This is a genomic window from Streptosporangium sp. NPDC048047, from assembly GCF_040653115.1.
Lineage (GTDB): Bacteria > Actinomycetota > Actinomycetes > Streptosporangiales > Streptosporangiaceae > Streptosporangium.
The window spans coordinates 119907-140047 of record NZ_JBEZNH010000014.1; the positions used below are offsets into that span (position 1 = coordinate 119907).

At 73.8% G+C, this 20141-nt stretch carries 20 protein-coding genes; 16 read left to right on the forward strand and 4 right to left on the reverse strand.

Features of this window, described 5'->3' with window-relative positions; translation table 11 throughout:
* Nucleotides 1-127 precede the first annotated feature (127 nt).
* The 3 genes from AB0D67_RS15330 to AB0D67_RS15340 all read left to right on the forward strand — a co-directional run bounded on the left by AB0D67_RS15330 (nt 128) and on the right by AB0D67_RS15340 (nt 2971).
* The gene (locus tag AB0D67_RS15330; RefSeq protein ID WP_362934785.1) at nt 128-1195 is read left to right on the forward strand and encodes a VWA domain-containing protein; all 1068 of its coding nucleotides are present in this window, start codon (nt 128-130) and stop codon (nt 1193-1195) included.
* Nucleotides 1188-2294 (forward strand): XdhC/CoxI family protein, encoded by a 1107-nt coding sequence (locus AB0D67_RS15335; protein ID WP_362934644.1) that lies wholly within the window; start codon nt 1188-1190, stop codon nt 2292-2294. Before AB0D67_RS15330 ends, AB0D67_RS15335 begins: the two co-directional genes overlap by 8 nt.
* An 83-nt stretch (nt 2295-2377) precedes the next feature.
* Nucleotides 2378-2971, forward strand: a complete 594-nt coding sequence (locus tag AB0D67_RS15340) for a nucleotidyltransferase family protein (protein ID WP_362934788.1) — start codon at nt 2378-2380, stop codon at nt 2969-2971.
* Between the two features lie 124 nt (nt 2972-3095).
* On the opposite strand, the gene AB0D67_RS15345 is transcribed toward AB0D67_RS15340, so the two are convergent.
* Entirely contained in the window at nt 3096-3983 is an 888-nt protein-coding gene (locus tag AB0D67_RS15345) for an endonuclease/exonuclease/phosphatase family protein (RefSeq protein WP_362934647.1), read from the reverse strand.
* 230 nt (nt 3984-4213) lie between these two features.
* Here AB0D67_RS15345 and AB0D67_RS15350 point away from each other — a divergent pair, with 230 nt between their 5' ends.
* From AB0D67_RS15350 to AB0D67_RS15395, 10 genes are all read left to right on the forward strand, one after another.
* A complete protein-coding gene (locus AB0D67_RS15350; protein ID WP_362934650.1) occupies nt 4214-5254 on the forward strand; it encodes an LLM class F420-dependent oxidoreductase in 1041 nt (346 codons plus the stop codon).
* 33 nt (nt 5255-5287) lie between these two features.
* Complete coding sequence (locus tag AB0D67_RS15355; RefSeq protein WP_362934653.1) at nt 5288-5437, forward strand: hypothetical protein; 150 nt, start codon at nt 5288-5290, stop codon at nt 5435-5437.
* A 317-nt stretch (nt 5438-5754) separates the two neighbouring features.
* Entirely contained in the window at nt 5755-5859 is a 105-nt protein-coding gene (locus AB0D67_RS15360) for a putative leader peptide (RefSeq protein WP_362934656.1), read from the forward strand.
* A gap of 85 nt (nt 5860-5944) precedes the next feature.
* Nucleotides 5945-7255 carry a dicarboxylate/amino acid:cation symporter gene (locus tag AB0D67_RS15365; protein WP_362934659.1) on the forward strand — a complete coding sequence of 437 codons (1311 nt, stop codon included), beginning with the start codon at nt 5945-5947 and terminating at the stop codon, nt 7253-7255.
* A 229-nt stretch (nt 7256-7484) separates the two neighbouring features.
* Nucleotides 7485-8582, forward strand: coding sequence for a Xaa-Pro peptidase family protein (locus AB0D67_RS15370; protein WP_362934662.1), 1098 nt, complete (start codon nt 7485-7487; stop codon nt 8580-8582).
* Between the two features lie 25 nt (nt 8583-8607).
* Nucleotides 8608-9168, forward strand: a complete 561-nt coding sequence (gene efp, locus AB0D67_RS15375) for an elongation factor P (RefSeq protein WP_362934665.1) — start codon at nt 8608-8610, stop codon at nt 9166-9168.
* Nucleotides 9168-9578: a transcription antitermination factor NusB gene (gene nusB, locus AB0D67_RS15380; protein ID WP_362934668.1), complete on the forward strand. Its 411-nt coding sequence runs from the start codon at nt 9168-9170 to the stop codon at nt 9576-9578. The genes efp and nusB overlap by 1 nt, the downstream gene beginning before the upstream one ends.
* A 125-nt stretch (nt 9579-9703) precedes the next feature.
* On the forward strand, nt 9704-10462 hold the full coding sequence (locus AB0D67_RS15385; protein WP_362934671.1) for a methyltransferase domain-containing protein: 759 nt from the start codon (nt 9704-9706) through the stop codon (nt 10460-10462).
* Between the two features lie 37 nt (nt 10463-10499).
* Nucleotides 10500-11738 carry a DNA polymerase IV gene (dinB, locus tag AB0D67_RS15390; protein WP_362934674.1) on the forward strand — a complete coding sequence of 413 codons (1239 nt, stop codon included), beginning with the start codon at nt 10500-10502 and terminating at the stop codon, nt 11736-11738.
* Between the two features lie 147 nt (nt 11739-11885).
* Nucleotides 11886-12284 carry a DUF3040 domain-containing protein gene (locus tag AB0D67_RS15395; protein ID WP_362934677.1) on the forward strand — a complete coding sequence of 133 codons (399 nt, stop codon included), beginning with the start codon at nt 11886-11888 and terminating at the stop codon, nt 12282-12284.
* Nucleotides 12285-12439: 155 nt separating this feature from the next.
* On the opposite strand, the gene AB0D67_RS15400 is transcribed toward AB0D67_RS15395, so the two are convergent.
* The 3 genes from AB0D67_RS15400 to AB0D67_RS15410 form a co-directional block, all read right to left on the reverse strand.
* On the reverse strand, nt 12440-14920 hold the full coding sequence (locus AB0D67_RS15400; protein WP_362934680.1) for a DUF3488 and transglutaminase-like domain-containing protein: 2481 nt from the start codon (nt 14918-14920) through the stop codon (nt 12440-12442).
* Between the two features lie 109 nt (nt 14921-15029).
* Nucleotides 15030-16286 carry a DUF58 domain-containing protein gene (locus AB0D67_RS15405; RefSeq protein ID WP_362934683.1) on the reverse strand — a complete coding sequence of 419 codons (1257 nt, stop codon included), beginning with the start codon at nt 16284-16286 and terminating at the stop codon, nt 15030-15032.
* A complete protein-coding gene (locus AB0D67_RS15410) occupies nt 16283-17260 on the reverse strand; it encodes a MoxR family ATPase (protein ID WP_362934686.1) in 978 nt (325 codons plus the stop codon). Before AB0D67_RS15410 ends, AB0D67_RS15405 begins: the two co-directional genes overlap by 4 nt.
* A gap of 417 nt (nt 17261-17677) precedes the next feature.
* On the opposite strand from AB0D67_RS15410, the gene mraZ reads away from it, so the two are divergent.
* The 3 genes from mraZ to AB0D67_RS15425 all read left to right on the forward strand — a co-directional run bounded on the left by mraZ (nt 17678) and on the right by AB0D67_RS15425 (nt 19898).
* Nucleotides 17678-18109, forward strand: a complete 432-nt coding sequence (mraZ, locus tag AB0D67_RS15415; RefSeq protein WP_362934791.1) for a division/cell wall cluster transcriptional repressor MraZ — start codon at nt 17678-17680, stop codon at nt 18107-18109.
* Between the two features lie 219 nt (nt 18110-18328).
* Complete coding sequence (gene rsmH / locus AB0D67_RS15420; protein WP_362934689.1) at nt 18329-19333, forward strand: 16S rRNA (cytosine(1402)-N(4))-methyltransferase RsmH; 1005 nt, start codon at nt 18329-18331, stop codon at nt 19331-19333.
* On the forward strand, nt 19320-19898 hold the full coding sequence (locus tag AB0D67_RS15425; RefSeq protein ID WP_362934692.1) for a hypothetical protein: 579 nt from the start codon (nt 19320-19322) through the stop codon (nt 19896-19898). The genes rsmH and AB0D67_RS15425 overlap by 14 nt, the downstream gene beginning before the upstream one ends.
* The last annotated feature ends 243 nt before the right edge of the window (nt 19899-20141 follow it).

Here is a 20141-nt window from a genome sequence, read left to right on the forward strand (position 1 = left end):
CTCACCTGATCCGGCCTCACCTGATCCGGCCTCACCTGATCCGGCCTCACCTGATCCGGCCTCACCTGATCTGGCCTCACCTGACCTGGCCCCACCCGGCCAGGACGCCCGCGACCTGGTCGCCGTCATGACCGGGTTCGCCAGGACGCTCCGGGCCGCCGGGGTCCCCGCCGACCACGCCAGGACCCAGGGGTTGCTGCGCGCGCTGTCCTGCCTGGACGCCGCCCGGCCCGGGGACGTCTACTGGGCGGGCCGGCTCACCCTGTGCGCCTCCGCCGAGGACCTCCCCCGCTACGACCGGGTGTTCGCGGCCTACTTCGGGGGTCTGCGGGCGGGCCCCGCCCGATCCGCGACGGTGACCGTCACCCGGCACGTCGCCACCCTCGGCGGCGAGTCCGGCGACGGCGGCGAGCGGGAGTCCACGGCGCGTCCGGCCCGGGCGAGCGAGCTGGAGGTGCTGCGCAACCGGGACGTGGCCGGGCTGACCGCCGCCGAGCTGGCCGAGGTGCACCGGCTGCTGGCCCTGCTCCGGGGCGGGCGCGAACGGCGCAGGTCGCGGCGGTCCCGGCCGTCGCGTCGGGGACGGCTCGACCCCGCCGCGACGATCCGCGAGACCCTGCGCCGCGGCGGGGAGACCGCCCGGCTGCGCCGCCGCGCCCGCCGCACCAGGCCCCGCCGGGTCGTCCTGGTGGTCGACGTCAGCGGCTCCATGACGCCCTACGCCGACACGCTGCTGCGCCTCGGCCATGCCCTCCTCGCCGCCGAGCCCCGGGCCACCGAGGTGTTCAGCGCCGGCACCCGCCTCACCCGCGTCACCGCCGAGCTGCGCCGCCGCGACCCGGCCGCGGCGATGGACGCCGCCTCCCGCGCCATCCCCGACTGGAGCGGCGGCACCCGCCTCGGTGAGGAGCTGCGCCGGCTCCTCGCGCTGAACGACGCCCGCGGCGCGATCGTGGTCATCGCCTCCGACGGGTGGGAACGCGGCGACGTCTCGCTGCTGGGCGCGCAGATGGCCCGCCTGTCGCGGGTGGCGCACCGGGTGATCTGGGTCAACCCGCACCGGGGGCGGGAGGGCTACCGGCCGCTCACCGCCGGGATGCGCGCGGCCCTGCCGTACATCGACGACTTCGTCGCCGGGCACAGCCTGGCGGCGTTCGAGGAACTGGCCGCGCTCCTGGGAGGGGCTCATGCGTGACGTGTTGTCGCAGATCGTGCGGTGGTGGTCGGCCGGGGAGACGTTCGGCCTGGCCACCGTGGTGAGCACCTTCCGCAGCGCGCCCCGCCCGCCGGGCGCCGCCATGGCCGTGCTCGGCGAGGAGGCCGAGGGCAGCGTCTCGGGCGGCTGCGTCGAGGGCGCCGTCTACGAGCTGGCCCGCGAGGTGGCCGCCTCCGGCGCCCCGGTCCTGCAGCGGTACGGCGTGAGCGACGACGACGCCTTCTCGGCCGGTCTGACCTGCGGGGGAATCCTCGACGTGTTCGTCGAGCCGGTCTCGCGGGAGGCGTTCCCCGAGCTGGGGGAGGTGGCCACCTCCGTCTCCGCCCGCGAACCGGTGGCGGTGGCGACCGTGCTGTCCGGGCCCGGCCGGACCGGCGCCCGGCGGGTCGTCTGGCCGGACCGCGCCTCCGGCTCCCTCGGCGGGGACCGCCTGGACGACGCCGTCGACGACGACGCCCGCGGCATGCTCGCCCAGGGGATCACCGGGATCCGCCGGTACGGCCCGCACGGCGAGCGGCGGCTCGACGACCTGGCGGTCTTCGTGCACTCCTTCGCCCCGCCGCCCCGGATGCTGGTCTTCGGCGCGATCGACTTCGCCGCCGCGGTGGCCAGGATCGGCAAGTTCCTCGGGTACCACGTGGTCGTCTGCGACGCCCGGCCGGTCTTCGCCACCGCCAAGCGCTTCCCCGACGCCGACGAGGTCGTCGTCAGATGGCCGCACGACTACCTGACCTCGATCTCCGTGGACGAGCGCACCGCGATCTGCGTGCTCACCCACGACCCCCGCTTCGACGTGCCGCTGCTGGAGGTCGCCCTGCGCACCCCGGCCGGCTACGTCGGCGCGATGGGCTCGCGCCGTACCCACGAGGACCGGCTGGAGCGGCTGCGGGAGGCCGGGCTGGTGGAGGCCGAGCTGGCGCGGCTGCGCTCGCCGATCGGGCTCGACCTGGGCGCGCGGACCCCCGAGGAGACCGCGGTGTCCATCGCCGCCGAACTGGTCCAGCTGCGCTGGGGCGGCTCGGGGCGGCCGCTCACCGGCGGCTCCGGGCGCATCCACGGGGACGGGGCCCGGCTGTGACCCCGGGGCCCCGGAACCCGCGAAACCCGGAGCCGCGAAACCCGGAGCCGCGAAACCCGGAGCCGCGAAACCCGGAGCCGGAGATCCGGGAGCCGGGCGGGTCCGCCGAGCCGGTCACCGCCGGGCTGCTGCTGGCGGCCGGGGCGGGCTCGCGCCTCGGCACGCCCAAGGCCCTGGTCGAGTTCCGGGGGGAGCGGCTGGTCGACCGCGGGGTGCGGACGCTGCGCGAGGGCGGCTGCCACCCGGTGGTCGTCGTGCTCGGGGCCGCGGCCGCGCAGGTGCGCGGGGCGGTGACGGTGCGCAACCCCGGGTGGCGCACCGGCATGGGCTCCTCGCTGCGCGCCGGCCTGGCCGCGTTGCCGGACGACGCCGAGCGGGTGGTGATCGCCCTGGTGGACCAGCCGTTCGTCGGGCCGGAGGCGGTGCGGCGGCTGATCCGGGCGGCGCGGCAGGGGGCGTCGGTGGCCGTCGCCGTCTACGGCGGGGCGCGGCGGAACCCGGTGCTGATCGCGAGGGAGCACTTCGGCCGGGTCGCCGCGATGGCGACCGGCGACGTCGGCGCCCGGCCGTTCCTGCGGGCGCACCCCGAACTGGTCGTCCCGGTGGCCTGTGACGACGTCGGCGATCCGGCCGACATCGACACCCCGGCCGACCTGTCGGCGCTGCGGGAGCGGTGACCGGCGCGCCGGACGCCGCAGACGCGGGCCGTACCGGACGCCGTGGGCGGCGCGGCGGTGACCCGTACCGGATGCCGTAGGCGCGGGCCGTACCGGACGCCGTGGCGGTGACCCGCGCCGGGCGCTAGAAGCGCAGGGTGGCCACGGCCGCGCGGTGGTCGCTGCCCGCGGCCTCCTCGACGGCCGCGCCGGTGGCGGTCAGGCCGCGGTAGAGGATGTGGTCGGGCCGGGTGACGGGGAAGGACGCCGGCCAGGTGAAGCCGAGCCCCGACCCCGCCTCCTGCTGGGCGTCCAGCAGCGGGGGCACCAGTCCGGAGCGGTTGCGGTCGGTGGTGGCGGTGTTGAGGTCACCGAGCAGGAGCAGCCGCCGGCTGTCGTCGGCGTCGACGATCCGCCGGACGTAGGAGAGGTTCTTGTCGCGCAGGTCCGTCTCGCCGGGACGGGCCGAGGCCAGGTGCATGACGTAGACGGTCACCCTGCCCTTGGGGGTGTTCACCACGGCCCGCAGGGCCCGCGCCCAGTCCAGGCCGATGTCCGCCTTGCGGGCCTCGACGATCGGGAACCGGCTCCACAGGCCCACCGTCGTGACCTGGTAGTGGTACGGGAAGGTCTCGCCGAGGGCCTTCGCCGCCGGGCCGCCCGGGGTGAGCTCCTGAAGCGCGACGAGGTCCCTGCCCTCGGCCAGACGCTGTACGGCCCGCCCGGAGGCGTCGTTGGTCACTCCCACGTTGAGCGTGGCGACCGACAGGTCGCTCGGCCCGCCGGGCGGCCTGCGCAGCAGGGCGGGGCCGAACATGACCCCCCACACGGTCGCCGGGACCAGCGCGGCGGCGACGGCCTTCCACGAGCGGGCCGGCAGCGCGCCCAGCAGCAGGAACGGCACGGCGACGCCGAGCCAGGGCAGCCCGCTCTCCAGCACCGGCGTGAACCCGCCGAGATCCGGCAGGAGCCCGTGGCCGCCGAGGACCAGGGCGAGCGCCCCCGCCAACACGATGATCACTCGCTCGAGCACCGCACCGCTCCCTGCCCGCCTGATCATGATCCTCCACTGCCCTCGAAACGCGTACGCTACCCGTTTCGCGGCGGGAAAGGGGGGCGCTTGGTGGCGGGCCGGTGAGTCGATAGCCTGTCCCGCGAAGACAACGGAACATCATTCGGTTCTCCCGGGTCGCCCGGGAGGCCGGGCGATCCGGAAAAAGGCCCGCGGGCGGGCCCGGACGCGGGCGGAAGGACGATCTCACGATGCGCATCGGCATGGCCCTGAACTACTCGGGGGGCTTCAAGGAGACGGTGGCCGAACTGGCCGACTACGAGAAGGCGGGACTCGACATCGTCTTCGTGGCCGAGGCGTACAGCTTCGACGCGGTGAGCCAGATGGGCTACATCGCGGCCAGGACGGAGCGGCTGCAGATCGCCTCCGGCATCCTGCCGATCTACTCCCGCACCCCGACCCTGCTGGCGATGACCGCCGCCGGCATGGACTACGTCTCCGACGGCCGCTTCACCCTGGGCCTGGGCGCCTCGGGGCCGCAGGTGATCGAGGGCTTCCACGGCGTGCCGTACACCGCGCCGCTGGGCCGTACCCGCGAGGTCGTGGAGATCTGCCGCCGGGTCTGGAAGCGCGAGCGCCTGACCTACGAGGGCAGGTACTACAACGTCCCGCTCCCCGCCGGCCAGGGCACCGGCCTGGGCAAGCCGTTGAAGATCATCAACCGTCCGGTCCGGGACCGCATCCCCATCGTGATCGCCGCCATCGGGCCCAAGAACGTCGAGCTGGCCGCGGAGCTGGCGGAGGGCTGGGAACCGATCTTCTACATGCCGGAGAAGGCCGCCGACGTCTGGGGGGCGTCGCTGGCCGCGGGGAAGGCCAGGCGCGACCCGGCCCTGGGCGAGCTCGACGTCATCGCCCAGGCGCCGCTGGCCATCGGCGAGGACGTGTCGGAGTGGCTGGAGCTGGGCCGGCCGATGGCCGCCCTCTACATCGGCGGCATGGGCGCCAAGGGCAAGAACTTCTACAACGACCTCGCCCGCCGCTACGGCTACGAGAGGGAGGCCGAGCAGATCCAGAACCTCTACCTCGACGGCAGGAAGGACGAGGCCGCCGCGCTCGTCCCGCACGAGCTGCTGGAGCAGATGTCGCTGATCGGCCCGGAGGGCCACGTCCGCGAGCGCCTGGCGGTGATGCGGGACTCGGGCGTCACCACGATCAACGTGGCCCCGCTGGGCCGCACGCACGCCGAGCGGGTCCGGCTGATCGAGAAGGTCAGGGACCTCACCGCCTGACGCCCCGCGCGCCGGAGGCTCGCCGCCCGGGGAGTGCTCGCCGTCGATGGTGAGGAGACGGTCAACGGCCGGGCCCGCCGCTACTTCCGGATCACCGACGAGGGGACGGCGATCGTCAGGAGCGAGGCCAGGCGCAGGAACGAGGCGGCGGCCCTGGTCCTCGACCGCACGGCCCTCGCGTGACGCGGCTGGAGCGGGGCTATCGCAGGTTGCTCCTGGCCTATCCCGCGGGCTACCGCAGGGCGCACGGCGACGAGCTCGTTGCGAGAGCGCTCCTCCGCACGCCGCCCCGGTGATCCCCTGAGGCTCCGCGCCCGGGTGAGGACGCGGGGGAGGGCCTTCGGCGTGGACGCTCTTCGAGGGGCCCGGCTCCGGCCGGGCCCCTCGTCGTTCCTTGGGGACCCGGAGTCGTTCCCTGAGGGACCCGGAGTATTGACAAACCCTCTTGTCTTCCATGAAATGTGAGGTGGATCACAGGGAAAGGGGGAATTGTGCGGCGAATGTGCCGGTTCTACCCCCTCGTGAGGTTCTTCCCGGTGATCGTGTGGCTCGTCGAGCGGCTGCACGTCGATCTGTGCCGTACCAGCAGCCGTCTCTGTCGCTGAACCCGGTCCACCCTCGATCACCCCCTTTTTCCTCACCGGCATGACCGTGTCCGCTCCGGCGTGCCTTCTTCCGGAAAGTCTCACCATGAAGAAGTTCTCCTTCTCCCTGCAACTGCTGCTGGGTCTGGCCGTCGGCCTCCTCCTCGGCTTCGTCGCCCGCGCCGGCGACGTCGCCTGGCTCACCGCCACCCTGACCGAGGTCGGCAAGATCTTCGTCCAGCTCCTCAAGCTGGCCGTCCCGCCGCTGGTCTTCACCGCCGTCATCGTCAGCATCGCCAACCTGCGCAACGTCAACGGGGCCGCCCGGCTGGCCGGCAAGACGCTGCTGTGGTTCTTGGGCAGCTCACTGATCGCCGTCGCGTTCGGCATCGGCCTCGGGCTGCTGCTCGACCCCGGCCAGGGCGTCACCATCTCCACCGCGGGCGCCAAGGCCCCCGACCTGGAGGGCGCCGGAACCTGGGTCGACTTCCTGACCGGCATCATCCCGACCAACATCGTGACCTCCTTCACCGAGGTCAACGTCCTGCAGATCGTCTTCCTGGGGGCCGCCCTCGGCGCCGCCGCCATCGCGGTGGGGGAGAAGGCCAAGCCGTTCCTCGACATCAGCCAGTCGGTCCTCGAACTGGTCCAGAAGGCCCTGTGGTGGATCATCCGGCTGGCCCCGATCGGCACCGCCGGCCTCATCGGCAAGTCCGTGGCCACCTACGGCTGGGACCTGCTGGCCCCCCTCGCCAAGTTCAGCGCCGGCGTCTACATCGGTTGCGCCCTGGTCCTCCTCGTCAGCTACCCGCTGCTGCTGGCCCTCGCCGGCAGGGTCAGTCCGCTGACCTTCTACCGCAACGCCTGGCCCGCCATCGAGCTGGCCTTCGTCTCCCGCTCCTCGGTCGGCACCATGCCGCTCACCCAGCGCGTCACCACCGAGCGCCTCGGCGTGGACCGCGACTACGCCTCCTTCGCCGTGCCGTTCGGGGCGACCACCAAGATGGACGGCTGCGCCGCGATCTACCCGGCCCTCGCCGCGATCTTCGTGGCGCAGGTGTTCGGCGTCCAGCTCGGGGTGGGCGACTACCTGCTGATCGCGTTCGTCTCCGTGGTCGGCTCCGCCGCCACCGCCGGCCTGACCGGCGCGATCGTCATGCTCACCCTCACCCTCAGCACGCTCGGCCTGCCGCTTGAGGGCGTCGGCCTGCTGCTGGCCATCGACCCGATCCTCGACATGATCCGCACCGCCACCAACGTGGCCGGTCAGATGGTCGTGCCGGTCATCGTGGCCCGCTCCGAGGGCAGGCTCGACGAGGCGGTCCTCAACGCCCCGCCGCAGTCCCTGGACGAGGCCCCCGCCCCCGCCCCCGCCCCCGCCCCCGCTCCCGGCCGGGCCGAGCCCCTGCCGGCCTGACACACCGCCGGAGGGCGGGTCCCGGTCCGCCGGGGCCCGCCCTTCCCGCGTCCCACCCCCTGTGCCCCGCCCTCCGCGCGTTCCGCGGCCGGTGCCCGGCGCGCGTGCCGGCCGTCCCGCACCCGGCGTCCCGTACGGCCCGGGCCCGCACGTGGGTGACCTCCGTACGACGCCCCGTGCCGGCCGGGCGGCGCGGAGAGAGCCGCGGAACGGGCAATACCATGCCGTAATGACCGTCACTCATGCCCGGCGCCGCGAGCGGCTGGCGGCCCTGCTCCCCGCCCGCGAGGCGGACGCGATCCTGGTCACCGGCGGCGTCAACGTCCGCTACCTGACCGGCCTGGACAGCTCCAACGCGGCCCTGCTGGTCCGGGCCGACGCCCGCGCCGCGCTCGCCACCGACTCCCGCTACGCCGAGACCGCGCGGCGGGTCTGCCCCGACGTCGAGGTGATCGAGAACCGCGACGTCGCCGGGGTCCTGGCCGCGGCCGCCCTGGCGGACTCGCCGCCCGGCCGCCTCGCGGTCGAGGGCCACCGGATGACGGCGGACGCCTACTTCGCGCTGGGCGGGGAGCTGCTGCGGCTGTCCGGCCTGGTGGAGTCGGTGCGCCGGGTCAAGGACGAGGAGGAGATCGGCCTGCTGCGCACCGCGTGCGAGCTGACCGACGGGGCGTTCGCCGAGCTGCTGCCCACGCTGCGGCCCGGCCTGACCGAGCGGGAGGTCGCGCGGGCGCTGGAGCGCCACATGGCGGACCTGGGCGCCGACGCGCCCGCCTTCGCCACGATCGTGGCGAGCGGGCCCAACGGCTCCATCCCGCACCACTCGCCCTCGGACCGGCCCCTCGCCCGCGGCGACCTCGTCACGATGGACTTCGGGGCGCGCCACGGCGGCTACCACGCCGACATGACCCGGACGGTGGCGATCGGCGAGCCCGCCGCCTGGCAGCGCGAGCTGTACGACCTGGTCCGCGCCGCCCAGCGCGCGGGCCGCGAGGCCGTACGGCCGGGCGTCTCCGTCCACGAGGTGGACGCCGCCGCCCGCGACCTCATCGCGGCGGCCGGCCACGGCGGGCACTTCGGTCACGGCCTCGGGCACGGCGTCGGGCTGGAGATCCACGAGGTGCCGTTCCTGTCCCCGGCCCCGGCCGCAGTGAAGGCCGAGCCAGGGCGCGAGCACGCTAGACTAGAGGATCGAGTGCCGGTCACCGTTGAGCCCGGGGTCTACATACCGGGCAGGGGCGGCGTCCGCATCGAGGACACGCTCGTGACGCGTGATGACGGACCGGAACTTCTCACACGGACGACCAAAGAGCTGCTTGTCCTTTAAGAGCGGCCGTACGCAGGAGAAACTAGTGGCGACGACGAACGACCTCAAGAACGGCCTGGTGCTCAAGCTCGACGGTGGCGAGCTCTGGACCGTCGTGGAGTTCCAGCACGTCAAGCCCGGCAAGGGTGGTGCGTTCGTCCGCACCAAGCTGAAGAACATCCTGTCGGGCAAGGTCGTGGACAAGACCTTCAACGCGGGCGTCAAGGTCGAGGTGGCCAACGTCGACAAGCGGGAGATGCAGTTCTCCTACATGGACGCCGACGAGTTCGTGTTCATGGACACCGAGACCTACGACATGCTCCACGTCTCCCGGGTCGCGGTCGGAGACGCCGCGAACTACCTGCTGGAGAACATGCTCGCCACCGTGGCGATCAACGAGGGCAACGTCCTGTACGTCGAGCTCCCGGCCGCCGTCGAGCTGACCATCTCCGAGACCGAGCCGGGCCTGCAGGGCGACCGCTCCACCGGCGGCACCAAGCCCGCCACGCTGGAGACCGGCGCCGAGATCAAGGTGCCGCTGTTCATCACGACCGGCGAGAAGGTCAAGGTCGACACCCGCACCGGCGATTACCTCGGCCGCGCCTGATGTCGGCACGCGGTAAGGCGCGCAGGCGCGCGCTGGACATCCTGTTCGAGGCGGAGGCGCGCGGCGAGGACCCCCTCAAGATCCTCGCCGAGCGTCTGGAGCGGGCCGACCCGCCGGTCAACGAGTACACCGCGGCGATCGTCGAGGGCGTGTGCCGCCACCGGGACCGCATCGACGAGCTGATCACGACGTACTCCGAGGGCTGGACCCTCGACCGCATGCCCGCGGTCGACCGCAACCTGCTGCGCGGCGGCACCTACGAACTGCTGTGGATGCCCGACGTCCCCGAGGGCGTCGTCATCAGCGAATGGGTCGGTCTCGCCTCGGAGCTGTCCACCGACGAGTCGCCGCAGTTCGTCAACGGCCTGATGGCGCGGTTCAAGCAGCTCAAGCCCTCCCTGGCGCTGTAGGGCGCGAGCCCGCCGGCCCCCTCGCGGACCCCCGCGGTCCCCGGTTCCCCGGAGGCCGCCGGGGCCGCACCCGGGTCCGGGCCGTAGGCTGGGCTCGTCACAGGCCATAGGGAGGCGATCCGAAGTTGCGCGCCGTAGGCACTTCACGGCAGTCAGGCACCCCGGCGGTCCGCACCGCCGTGGTCTGGGACGTCCTGCGGGCGGTGCTCGCCGAACGGTCGTCCGCGACCGGCCGGGACCGGCTCGACATCGTCGACGCCGGGGGCGGCACGGGGGGCTTCGCCGTACCGCTGGCCGAACTGGGGCACGCCGTCACGGTCGTCGACCCCAGCCCCGACTCGCTGGCGGCCCTGGAGCGGCGCGCCGCTGAGGCGGGCGTGGGCGTGCGCGCCCTGCAGGGCGACGCCGCCGACCTCGGCGACCTGCTCCCGGCAGGCTCCGCCGACCTGGTGCTGTGCCACAGCGTGCTGGAGTACGTCGAGGACCCGGCGGGGGCGCTGGCCGCCATGGGCGGCCTGCTGCGCGCGGGCGGCGTGATCAGCGTGCTGGCCGCCAACCCGGTCGCCGCCGCGCTGCACCGCTCGGCCGCCGGCCGGTTCGACGAGGCCCGTGAGGTCCTGGCCGACCCCGAGGGCCGCTGGGGCGACCGCGACCCCACGCCCCGGCGCTTCACCCGCGAGGCCCTGTCACGGCTCCTCGCCGGGGCCGGCTTCGCCCCCGGCGACGCCCACGGCGTGCGGATCTTCGCCGACCTGGTGCCCAGCCGGCTGCTCGACGGCGAGCCGGGCGCGGCCCGCGCGCTGGTCGCGCTGGAGCAGGCGGCCGCCGCGCACCCGGTGCTCCGGGACATCGCGACCCAGTTGCACGTCCTCGGCCACCGATGAGGGTTGTGCCGAACGCCTGTTCCCATAGGATGGCGGGGTGTCGAGGAAACAGCAGGTGCCGCGTCCCGGATCGGCGCTGGGCACCGACGACACCGGCTGCCCGATCCTGCACGTCGACATGGACGCCTTCTACGCGAGCGTCGAGCTGCGCGAGCGCCCCGAGCTGCGCGGCGTCCCCGTCATCATCGGCGACCCCGGCGCGCGGGGCGTGGTGCTCAGCGCGACCTACGAGGCCAGACGGTTCGGGGTGCACTCGGCGATGCCCATGACCCGGGCCCGCCGGCTCTGCCCCCGGGCGGTGGTCATCCCGCCCAGCCGGCACAAGTACACCGAGGTCTCCCGCGGCGTCATGGAGATCTTCCGCTCGATCACCCCCGACGTGGAGCCCATCGCCTCCGACGAGGCGTTCCTCGACGTCGGCGGGGCCCGCAAGCGGCTCGGCCGCCCCGCCGTGATCGCCGCGGCGATCCGCGAGCAGGTCGTCCGGGAGCACGGGATCACCTGCTCCGTCGGGGTGGCCGGCAGCAAGTTCGTGGCGAAGCTCGCCTCCCAGCACTGCAAGCCCGACGGCCTGCTGGTGGTGCCCGCCGGCGAGGTCGTCGACTTCCTCCACCCCCTGCCCGTCGCGGCCCTGTGGGGCGTCGGCGAGCGCACCGAGCGCTCCCTGGTACGGCTCGGCATCAAGACGGTCGGCGACCTCGCCCACACCCCGGTCGACACCCTGCGGCGCGAGCTGGGCCAGGCGGCCGGGACGCACCTGGCCGAGCTGGCCTGGGGGCGTGACCCGCGCCCGGTGCGGGCCGACGTGCCCGACAAGAGCATCGGCGCCGAGGAGACGTTCGCCACGGACGTGGGCGACCCGGTGGAGATCCGCCGCGAGCTGCTGCGCCTGTCGGAGCGGGTCGCGGCCCGGCTGCGCGAGGGCGGCCACGTGGGCCGCACGGTCGGCGTCAAGCTCCGCCGGGCCGACTTCAGCACCATCACCCGGTCGCGGACCCTGCGGGAGCCCACCGACGTCGCCCACGACCTCTACACCGTCGCCTGCGAGCTGTACGCCGCCTCCGGCCTGGTCCGGACGCCGCTGCGGCTGGTCGGGGTGCGGGTGGAGAACCTCCGCCCCGAGGCCGGGACGCCCCGGCAGCTCGGGCTGGACGAGCGGGAGAAGGGCTGGCGGGAGGCGGAGCGGGCCATGGACCGGGCGGCCCGCAGGTTCGGACGGGATGTGGTGCTCCCGGCTTCTCTTGTCCGCCCTCCGTTTGATGAAATAGATCTATGACGTCACCTCCGGTTTGGACTACGTTGGACGTTTTCTTTCGTCTACGTCTACAGCCTCGTATTCTGGGGATAACCGACCGCGAGGTTCGGACACCCCGTGTCGTCCGTCACCGTCTTCCCCGTCCTGGGGCCGTCCTTGGGAGGCGCCGTGCCGCTCTCTGAGCACGAGCAGCGCTTGCTCGAACAGATCGAGCAGGCCCTCTACGCCGAGGACCCGAAGTGGGCCAACACCGTCAGGATCAGTGACCCGCGCAGCCATTACCGGCGCCGCCTGGTGAAAGCCTCCATCGGCTTCGTCCTCGGCATCGCCCTTCTGATGGTCGGCGTCGTGATCAATGAGATCCCCATCGGTGTCGGCGGTTTCGTGGTCATGCTCGCCGCGTGTCTTTGGGGTCTGTCGAGTTGGAAGCGGATGAACGGCTTCGGTGACGCCCCAGGGGCCAAGCCGGGCCGGCAGAAGGGCGGGGCGGTCCGTCATCCGGGGCCCCGGCAGACCTTCATGGAGAGGATGGAGGAACGCTGGCGCCGCCGGCACGACGATCGCTAGGTTCGATCGCCGGGTTCTGATCGTCAGGTTCCGTCCCGTGGGCCTCCGGCGTGACCGGGGTCCGCGGCACGGAACCCGCGCCTGGGCGGCCCCCCGCCCACCGGCGCGCCACGGGCCGCCTCCTTCGACGGAGGCGGCCCGTTCCGGTCCCGTGGTCAGGCGCGGCCGGTCAGCCGGCCGCCGGTCAGGCCGTCCAGCCTGGCCGTCAGCCGCAGCCGCGCGCTCTCCAGCCGCTCGGCGGCCTCCAGCAGGCGCCCGCCCGCCCGGCGTATCCGCAGGAGCGTGGACGGCGGCATCAGCACCGCGCGGATCCGCCGGCCCCGCGTCGCCCGAGCCGCCAGCGCCCGCCGTACCAGCCGCAGGTCCTCCCGCAGGGGGCCGGTCTCACCGGGGGTGCGGGCGAACATCATCCGCTCGACCAGGGTGGTGATCCTGCTCAGCGCGGCCGCCTCATCGGCGTCGAACCCGTGCTGCCCGGCCAGCCGCCCGGCCAGGGCGCGGGGGCTCTCGCTCGGCAGCCGGCGCATGCCGTAGTCGCACAGGACGTCGTCCAGCTCGGCCCAGGCGGCCGGCACCGCCCCCTCCGCGGCGCCGCGGCCGGTCCGGGCCTCCGCCGTCCCGGCGGGCGCCGTCGCGGACGGGCCGCCGGGCTCCCCGGACGGCCGGCTCGGGCCCCGGGAGAAGGACCTGCGGCGCCGGGCGCGCAGCTCCCAGCGGAGCGCCGCCGGCACCAGCGCCACCAGCAGCACGGCCAGCAGGCCGAGGCCGGCCCAGGCGGCGACCGGCGTGCCCTCGTCCACCGCGACCGGCACCCCGGTGAGGTCGCGCTGCAGCGTCCGGTCGTCGCGAGAGCGGGCCGAGGGGTCGCGCGGCGTGTCCGCGCCGCCCGAATCCGTCTCCGGGGCGGAGTCCGGCCGGCCTGCGCCGTCCGTGGTGACCTGGGGGCGGGTGTAGACGGGCACCGACGCGGTGCCCTGGCCCGCCGACCCGGCCGGGGTGGGCTCGAACCGCAGCCAGCCGGTCCCCGCGAAGTACAGTTCGGGCCAGGCGTGCGAGTCGTGGGCGCGCACCTGCCAGGCGCCGGAGACGTTGGTGCCCCCGGTGTAGCCGACGGCGACCCGGGCGGGGATGCCCAGGATCCGGGCCAGCACCGCCATCGAGGCGGCGAACTGCTCGCAGTAGCCGGTCCGGCTGCGCAGCAGGAAGTCCGCCAGCGCGGAGCCGGTGTGCCCCCGGGTGGCGAGGCTGTAGGTGAACCCGCCCTTCTTGGTGAAGAACTCCTGGAGCTGGATCGCCTTCTCGTACGGGCTCGCGTCGTCCTCCGTCACCCGCCTGGCCAGCGCCCGGACCTCCCGCGGCAGGTCCGGGGGCAGCCGCAGGTAGCGCTCGCCGACGGAGTCCGGCGGGGTCCCGGCGGCCTTGAGCGCCTCGGCGGTGGGGATGGGTTCGGCGCTGGTGACCCGGTAGGTCAGCCCCGCGGCGGTGTCGCTGGTGGAGAACACCATGAGCGTGTCCCGGTCGGGCCGCCAGTCGCCCTCGGCGTCGACCCGGCTCGCGGGGTACGGCAGCGGCAGGAAGCTCATGCCCCTGACGTCCTCGCTCACCGTGATCGAGGTGGTGGTACGGGTGACCGGCGTGGCCGGGGCCAGCCCCGGCGGCGCGGGCAGCGGCCCCTCCGAGGTGCGGTCCTCGGGGCGGCCGTGCGGCTCCGACATCGTCCACTGCTCGCCGTCGAAGACGTCCAGGGCGTAGGTCCGCAGGTAGCGGGACAGGCCGTCGCTGCTGGTGTAGCTCAGCACGGTGGAGTTCTCCGGCAGCGACAGCAGCCCCCGCATGCTGACCATCGGGTTGGAGACGCTGATCGAGTTGCCGCCCCGCCCCCTGCCGTTGCCCACGCCGAAGCCGAACAGCGGGTCGGGCTCCAGGGTGGGCAGCAGCGCGGGCACCAGGACGGCCAGCGCGACCGCGGCGAAGCCGATGCGCTTGCCCGACATGCGCAGCGTTCCCGTCTCGGCGTCGGACGGTCTCGGCGCGACGAAGGAGGGGGCCCGGCGGACCAGCACCGCCCTGCCCCAGTGGCTGATCCGCTCCCGCCCGTCGGCGGCCAGCAGCCCGAGGTAGCCGGTGGCCGCGATGATGAACGCCAGCCAGTTGATCGGGTCGGAGATCACCGCCGCCGGGACGGTGAACAGCGTCAGCAGCGGCAGCCCGGCCAGCGCGGCCCGGCGCATCCGGACCGCCAGCAGGTCGACGACGATCGCGATCAGGCCGACGCCGCCGCAGGTCAGCAGGACGATGCCGGGGCTCGCCGGCACCGGGGCGGCGTAGCGCTGGATGTCGGTGAAGCCGGTGGCCAGCAGCCGGCCCAGCACGCGCACGGACGACACGGTGGGCACCAGGACGGCCCACGCCTCGTCCCGGGCGAAGACCGCGGTCAGGAAGATCAGGACGGCCAGCAGCTGGAGCGGGGCCACCAGCCAGTCCGGCAGGGCGTGGCGGCCGGCCAGCAGGCCGGTCCCGGTCACCACCAGGATCACCCCGAGGCTCGACCAGAACCAGGCGCCGCCGGAGAACAGGGGGTAGAGCGCGACCGCGACCGCTCCGGTGGCCGCGCCCGCCGCGACGGTGAGCCTCATGCCGCGCCTCCACCCCGTGCGGACCACCTCATGCGGGGCGTCCACCGGTCGCGGACCGCCCCGGAGGCCCCGGCGGCGGCCCCGCCGGGTGCGAACCGTCCCTGAAGCCTCATACGGCACCTCCACTGGTCGCGAACCGCCCGCGCTGCCCGGCCTCCGGCCACACGTCGGCGATCGAGACGCCGGACGGCAGGCGCACGACGCGCCAGCCCGCCCCGGCGAGGACGGCCTGCGCCGCCCGGTACTCCTCGTTCGAGCCCAGTTCCGGACGCTCCCACCCGGCCACGTCCAGCAGCACGGCCACCCCGGTCATGTTCCCGTGCCTGAGCCGGGCCAGTGCCTCGGCCTGCTCCACGTCGATCCCGCCGAGCACGGCCACCACCAGGCCGTCGCCGCCGCCCTGCCGCAGCGCGCCCACGCCGTACTCCAGCGAGCGGGAGGAACCGGTGCGCACCACGGCCAGGGCGTCCAGCAGCGACCAGCTCGTCCCGACGTCCTCCAGGTGCTGGGCGCCCTGGTCGGTGACCAGCCGCAGCCCCAGCCCCTCACGGGCCAGGTGGACCCCGATGGACGCCGCGGCCGAGACCGCGACCTCGAACGACGAGCGGGGGCCCTCGCCGCGGTGCGCGTACCTGCGGGTGTCCAGCAGGAGCGCGCCGCGGCTCTGCCACTGCTGCTCCTCGCGCCGCACCATCAGCTCGCCGTACCGGGCGGTCGAGCGCCAGTGCACACGCCGCAGGTCGTCGCCCTGCCGGTACTCGCGGGGCGCGACGTCGTCGTCGCCGGCCGCGGCGACGCTCCTGGTACGGCTCTCGCCGCCGCCGCTCCACTCCCCGGAGAGACGGACGTGCGGCAACGTCACCACCCGCGGGGTCACCACGAGGGTGTCGCTGACGGTGAACGACCTGCTCAGCTCCACCAGGCCGAACGGGTCACTGATCCGGACCGTCAGCGGGCCGATGGGGAAGCGGCCGCGAAGGTCGGAGCGCACCCGGTAGTCGATCTCCCGGACGCCGCGGGACTCCACCCGGTCCAGGATGAACCGGGGGCGCGCCCCGAGCGCGTAGGGGACGGTGTCCTCGATCAGCAGCAGGCCGGTCGGCAGCCGGGTGATGTTCTCCAGGCGGAGCGTCACGGTGGCGTCGCTGCCGGTCTCGGCCCTGGGCGGATCCAGCCGCCGCGCGCAGCTCAGCCGGTAGCGGGTGCGGGCCACCACCACGGCCGCCAGCAGCGGCAGGGCGGCGATCAGCACGCCGATCCTGAGCAGGTCCTGTTCCCCGAGGACGACGGCGCACAGCATCGCCGCGAGGCCGGAGGCGATGAACGACCGGCCGCGCGACGTCAGAGCCCTGAGTCCCGAGGTCACTTGGCCGGGGCCTCGGGGACGGGCACCCGCCGGACCAGCTCGGCCACCACCTGCTCGGGCATCCGGCGCTGGCCCTGGGCCTCGACGCTGGGCAGCAGCCGGTGGGCGAGCACGGGGCCGCTCAGCTCCTGCAGGTCGTCGGGGATGACGTAGTCGCGGCCGGAGAGCGCGGCGTGCGCCCGCGCGGCCCGGACCAGCTGCAGGGTCGACCGGGGAGAGGCGCCCAGCCGCAGGTCGGGGGAGGTGCGGGTGGCGGTCACCAGGTCGACGGCGTACTTCTTGATCGGCTGGGAGACGTAGACGGCGCGCACCGCGTCGATCAGCGCCCGCACCTCGGCGGTGGTCGCCACCGGCTCCAGCTTGTCCAGCGGGGAGGCGGCGCCGTGCACGTCGAGCATCTCCAGCTCGGCGCCCGCCCCAGGGTAGCCCATCGCGATCCGGGCGGTGAAGCGGTCGCGCTGCGCCTCGGGGAGGGGATAGGTGCCCTCCATCTCGATGGGGTTCTGGGTGGCGATCACCATGAAGGGGCCGTCCAGCACGTAGGTCGAGCCGTCCACGGTGACCTGGCGCTCCTCCATGCACTCCAGCAGCGCCGACTGGGTCTTCGGAGAGGCCCGGTTGATCTCGTCGCCCACCACGATGTTGGCGAACACCGGTCCGGGCTTGAACTCGAACTCCCTGGTCTGCTGGTTGTAGGCGCTGACCCCGGTGATGTCGCTGGGCAGCAGGTCGGGGGTGAACTGGATCCGGCGCACCGGGCAGTCGATGGACCGCGCCAGCGCCTTGGCGAGCATGGTCTTGCCGACTCCGGGCACGTCCTCGATGAGCAGATGGCCCTCGGCGAGGAGAACGGTGAGGGTGAGGCGGACGACGTCGGCCTTGCCCTCGATCACCGACTCGATCGCCTGGTGGATCCGCTGGGCCGTGACCACCAGCTCGTCGAGCCGGGGAGGGACGTCATGGGTTACTGCCACCAGGCCTCCATGAGGGTGCGGCGGTTTTGCGCCGGGGGTCATATTTCGGGGCTTTAGCGCCCCTTTTCATTGTGGGTACCGACATTACGGTGCCGGAAGTTCCCGGGCGACCCGATGTGGGCATGAGACCTCATTTCGGGCTGCCCGCCGCGCCGGGCCCGCGTCACATCGCCGCCGGTCCGCCGATTTCATGATCGTTCGGCCATGGGCCGTCTTCCCGACACGCCCGTGACGTACCGGGGCCTTCCACCCCCTCCACTTCGCTCCACCCCTTCTGACCTGGGATTTCTTCACCGAAGTCGATCGCCGGGAGCCGCGGAATCAGTTGACGGTGGAGAGAAGTGGAGTATGGTGGTGCGCAGTGGAGAGCAGGGACGAAAGTGGCTCGCCCTCCGCAAGGCACGGGAGGTGGGGCCGGTGTTCCTCGGCACTCACCATCCGCGTCTCGATGACAAGGGACGGCTGTTCCTGCCGGCGAAGTACCGCGAGGAGCTGGCGGAGGGTCTGGTGATCACCAAAGGCCAGGAGCGCTGCCTCTACGTCTTTCCCGTAGAGGAGTTCAGGCGCATCACCGAGGCTCTGCGCACCGCGCCGGTGACCGCCAAGGCGGTCCGTGACTACAGCCGTGTCTTCTTCGCCAGCGCATCCGACGAGGTCGCCGACAAGCAGGGCCGGATCACCGTCCCGCAGCCCCTGCGCGAGTACGCCGGCCTGAGCCGTGACTGCGCGGTCATCGGCGCCAACACCCGCCTGGAGATCTGGGAGTCGGGTGCCTGGGACGCCTATCTGGCCAAGCAGGAACAGGCCTTTTCCGACCTGTCGGAGGAGGTGCTGCCAGGGATCTTGTGACTCCACGGTCGACTCATCGGTGAGCATGTCGTTCGGCGAGGTCTCCACCCGCAACCAAGCCCCCGTCAGCTGATGCACCTTCCCCGGTGTCAGGTGACGGGCCGGCACGCGGGTGCGGATGGGGACCTGGCCGGGCGGCCCGTGGTGGGGGCCATCAGGAACACCGGTGAGCGTCGCCGCACATCTGCGAGCGAGGCGGCAAGAGGGGGTTTGCGCTTCATGCGCGCTGAAAACGACATGTCTGATCTTCCGGGCTCCGGCGCGTCTCCGGGCGGCCACGTGCCCGTGATGCTCGACCGCGTGCTCGAACTGCTGGCCCCCGCCCTGACGGGTCCCGCCCCGGTGGCCGTCGACGCCAACCTCGGCCTCGGCGGCCACGCCGAGGCGCTGCTGGCCGCCCACCCCTCGCTGCACCTGATCGGCATCGACCGCGACCCCGCCGCCATCGAGCGCTCCACCGCCCGGCTGGCGCCGTACGCCGACCGGATCACCCTGGTCCGCGCGGTCTCCGACGAACTGCCCGAGGTGCTGGCCCGGCTGGGCCGGCCCCGGGTCGACGCCGTCCTGTTCGACCTGGGTGTCTCCTCACCCCAGCTCGACGAGGCCGGGCGGGGCTTCGCCTACTCCTATGACGCGCCCCTGGACATGCGGATGGATCCCGACCAGGAGCTGACGGCCGAGGTGGTCGTGAACACGTACCCGGCCGCCGAGCTCATCCGGATCCTGCGGGATTACGGCGAGGAGCGATTCGCCCCGCGTGTCGCGCGCCTAATCATCAAAGAAAGGGGCAACGAGGCCATAACGTCTACCAAGCGGCTCGCGGAGATCGTCCGTACGGCGATCCCCGCCGCCACGCGACGGACCGGGGGCAACCCCGCCAAGAGGACCTTCCAGGCATTGAGGATCGAGGTGAACGCGGAGTTGACGGCGCTGGAACGTGCGCTCCCCGCGGCGCTCGACGCTCTGACGCTCGGCGGGCGCGTGGTGGTGCTCGCCTACCACTCCCTCGAGGACCGGCTGACCAAGCAGGTCCTGGCGGCCCGGACCAGGGACACCAGCCCCCCCGGGCTGCCGGTCCCGCTGCCGGCCCACCAGCCGCGGTTCGCGCTGCTGACGAGGGGTGCCGAACTCCCGAGCGAAGAGGAGGTGGCCCGCAACCCGCGGGCGGCCTCCGCCCGGTGCCGGGCTGCAGAGAGGATCCGTGAGGCAGTTGACGAGGAGTGACACAGACGTCCGCACCGCGCGGCCGGGGCGCGTCTCCCGCGCCGTGCCGCGGGGACGCGGGGCCGCCGCGCCCGCCAAGCCCGCCGCGCCCGTCCCGAGCCGGACCGTCGAACCCGCCAAGCCCGCCAGGACCGTGCCGGGCCGGACCACCGCGCCCGCCAAGCCCGCGCCCGCCAAGGCCGCTCCGGGCCGGCCCGCCCGGCCCTCCGCCGCCCGTACGGCGCGGCCGTCCCGGCAGGCGCGCCCGCCGCGCGCTCCCTTCGTGCTGCTCGTCGTGGGTCTCCTTTGCGGCGGGCTGGTCAGCCTGCTGCTGCTGAACGTCGTCCTCGCCCAGGACTCCTACCGGCTCAACGAGCTGCGCGACGGCATCAGCAAGCTCCGCCTGCAGAAGGAGGAGCGCAGGAACGACAACGCCCGGCTCGACACGCCCGAGGAACTCGCCAAGCGGGCCGAGCTGCAGGGCCAGGACCCCGACTGGGACGACATGAACACGATCGACAGCCGGGTCGCCAGCCGGGGCCAGGCGCCCGTAGCGCCCGAGCGGGTGGAGGGCACGGGCAGGTGAGGGAGACCGGCGGGCGGGGCTCCGGCCCGGGCCGCGGCGGCTCCGGCGGCCCCGCCGGAGGATCCGGCCGCCGGGTCCCGAAGGGGCCGGGCCGCCCCGGCGGCTCCGGCGGTCCGGACGCCCCCCGGGGGACGTCCGGCCGGGGCCGCCCCGAGCAGGACGGCTCCGGCCGTCCCTCACGTCCACAGGCCGCTCCGGGCCGTTCCGCGCGTCCGGACTCCGGGTCCGGGCGGCCCGCCCGCC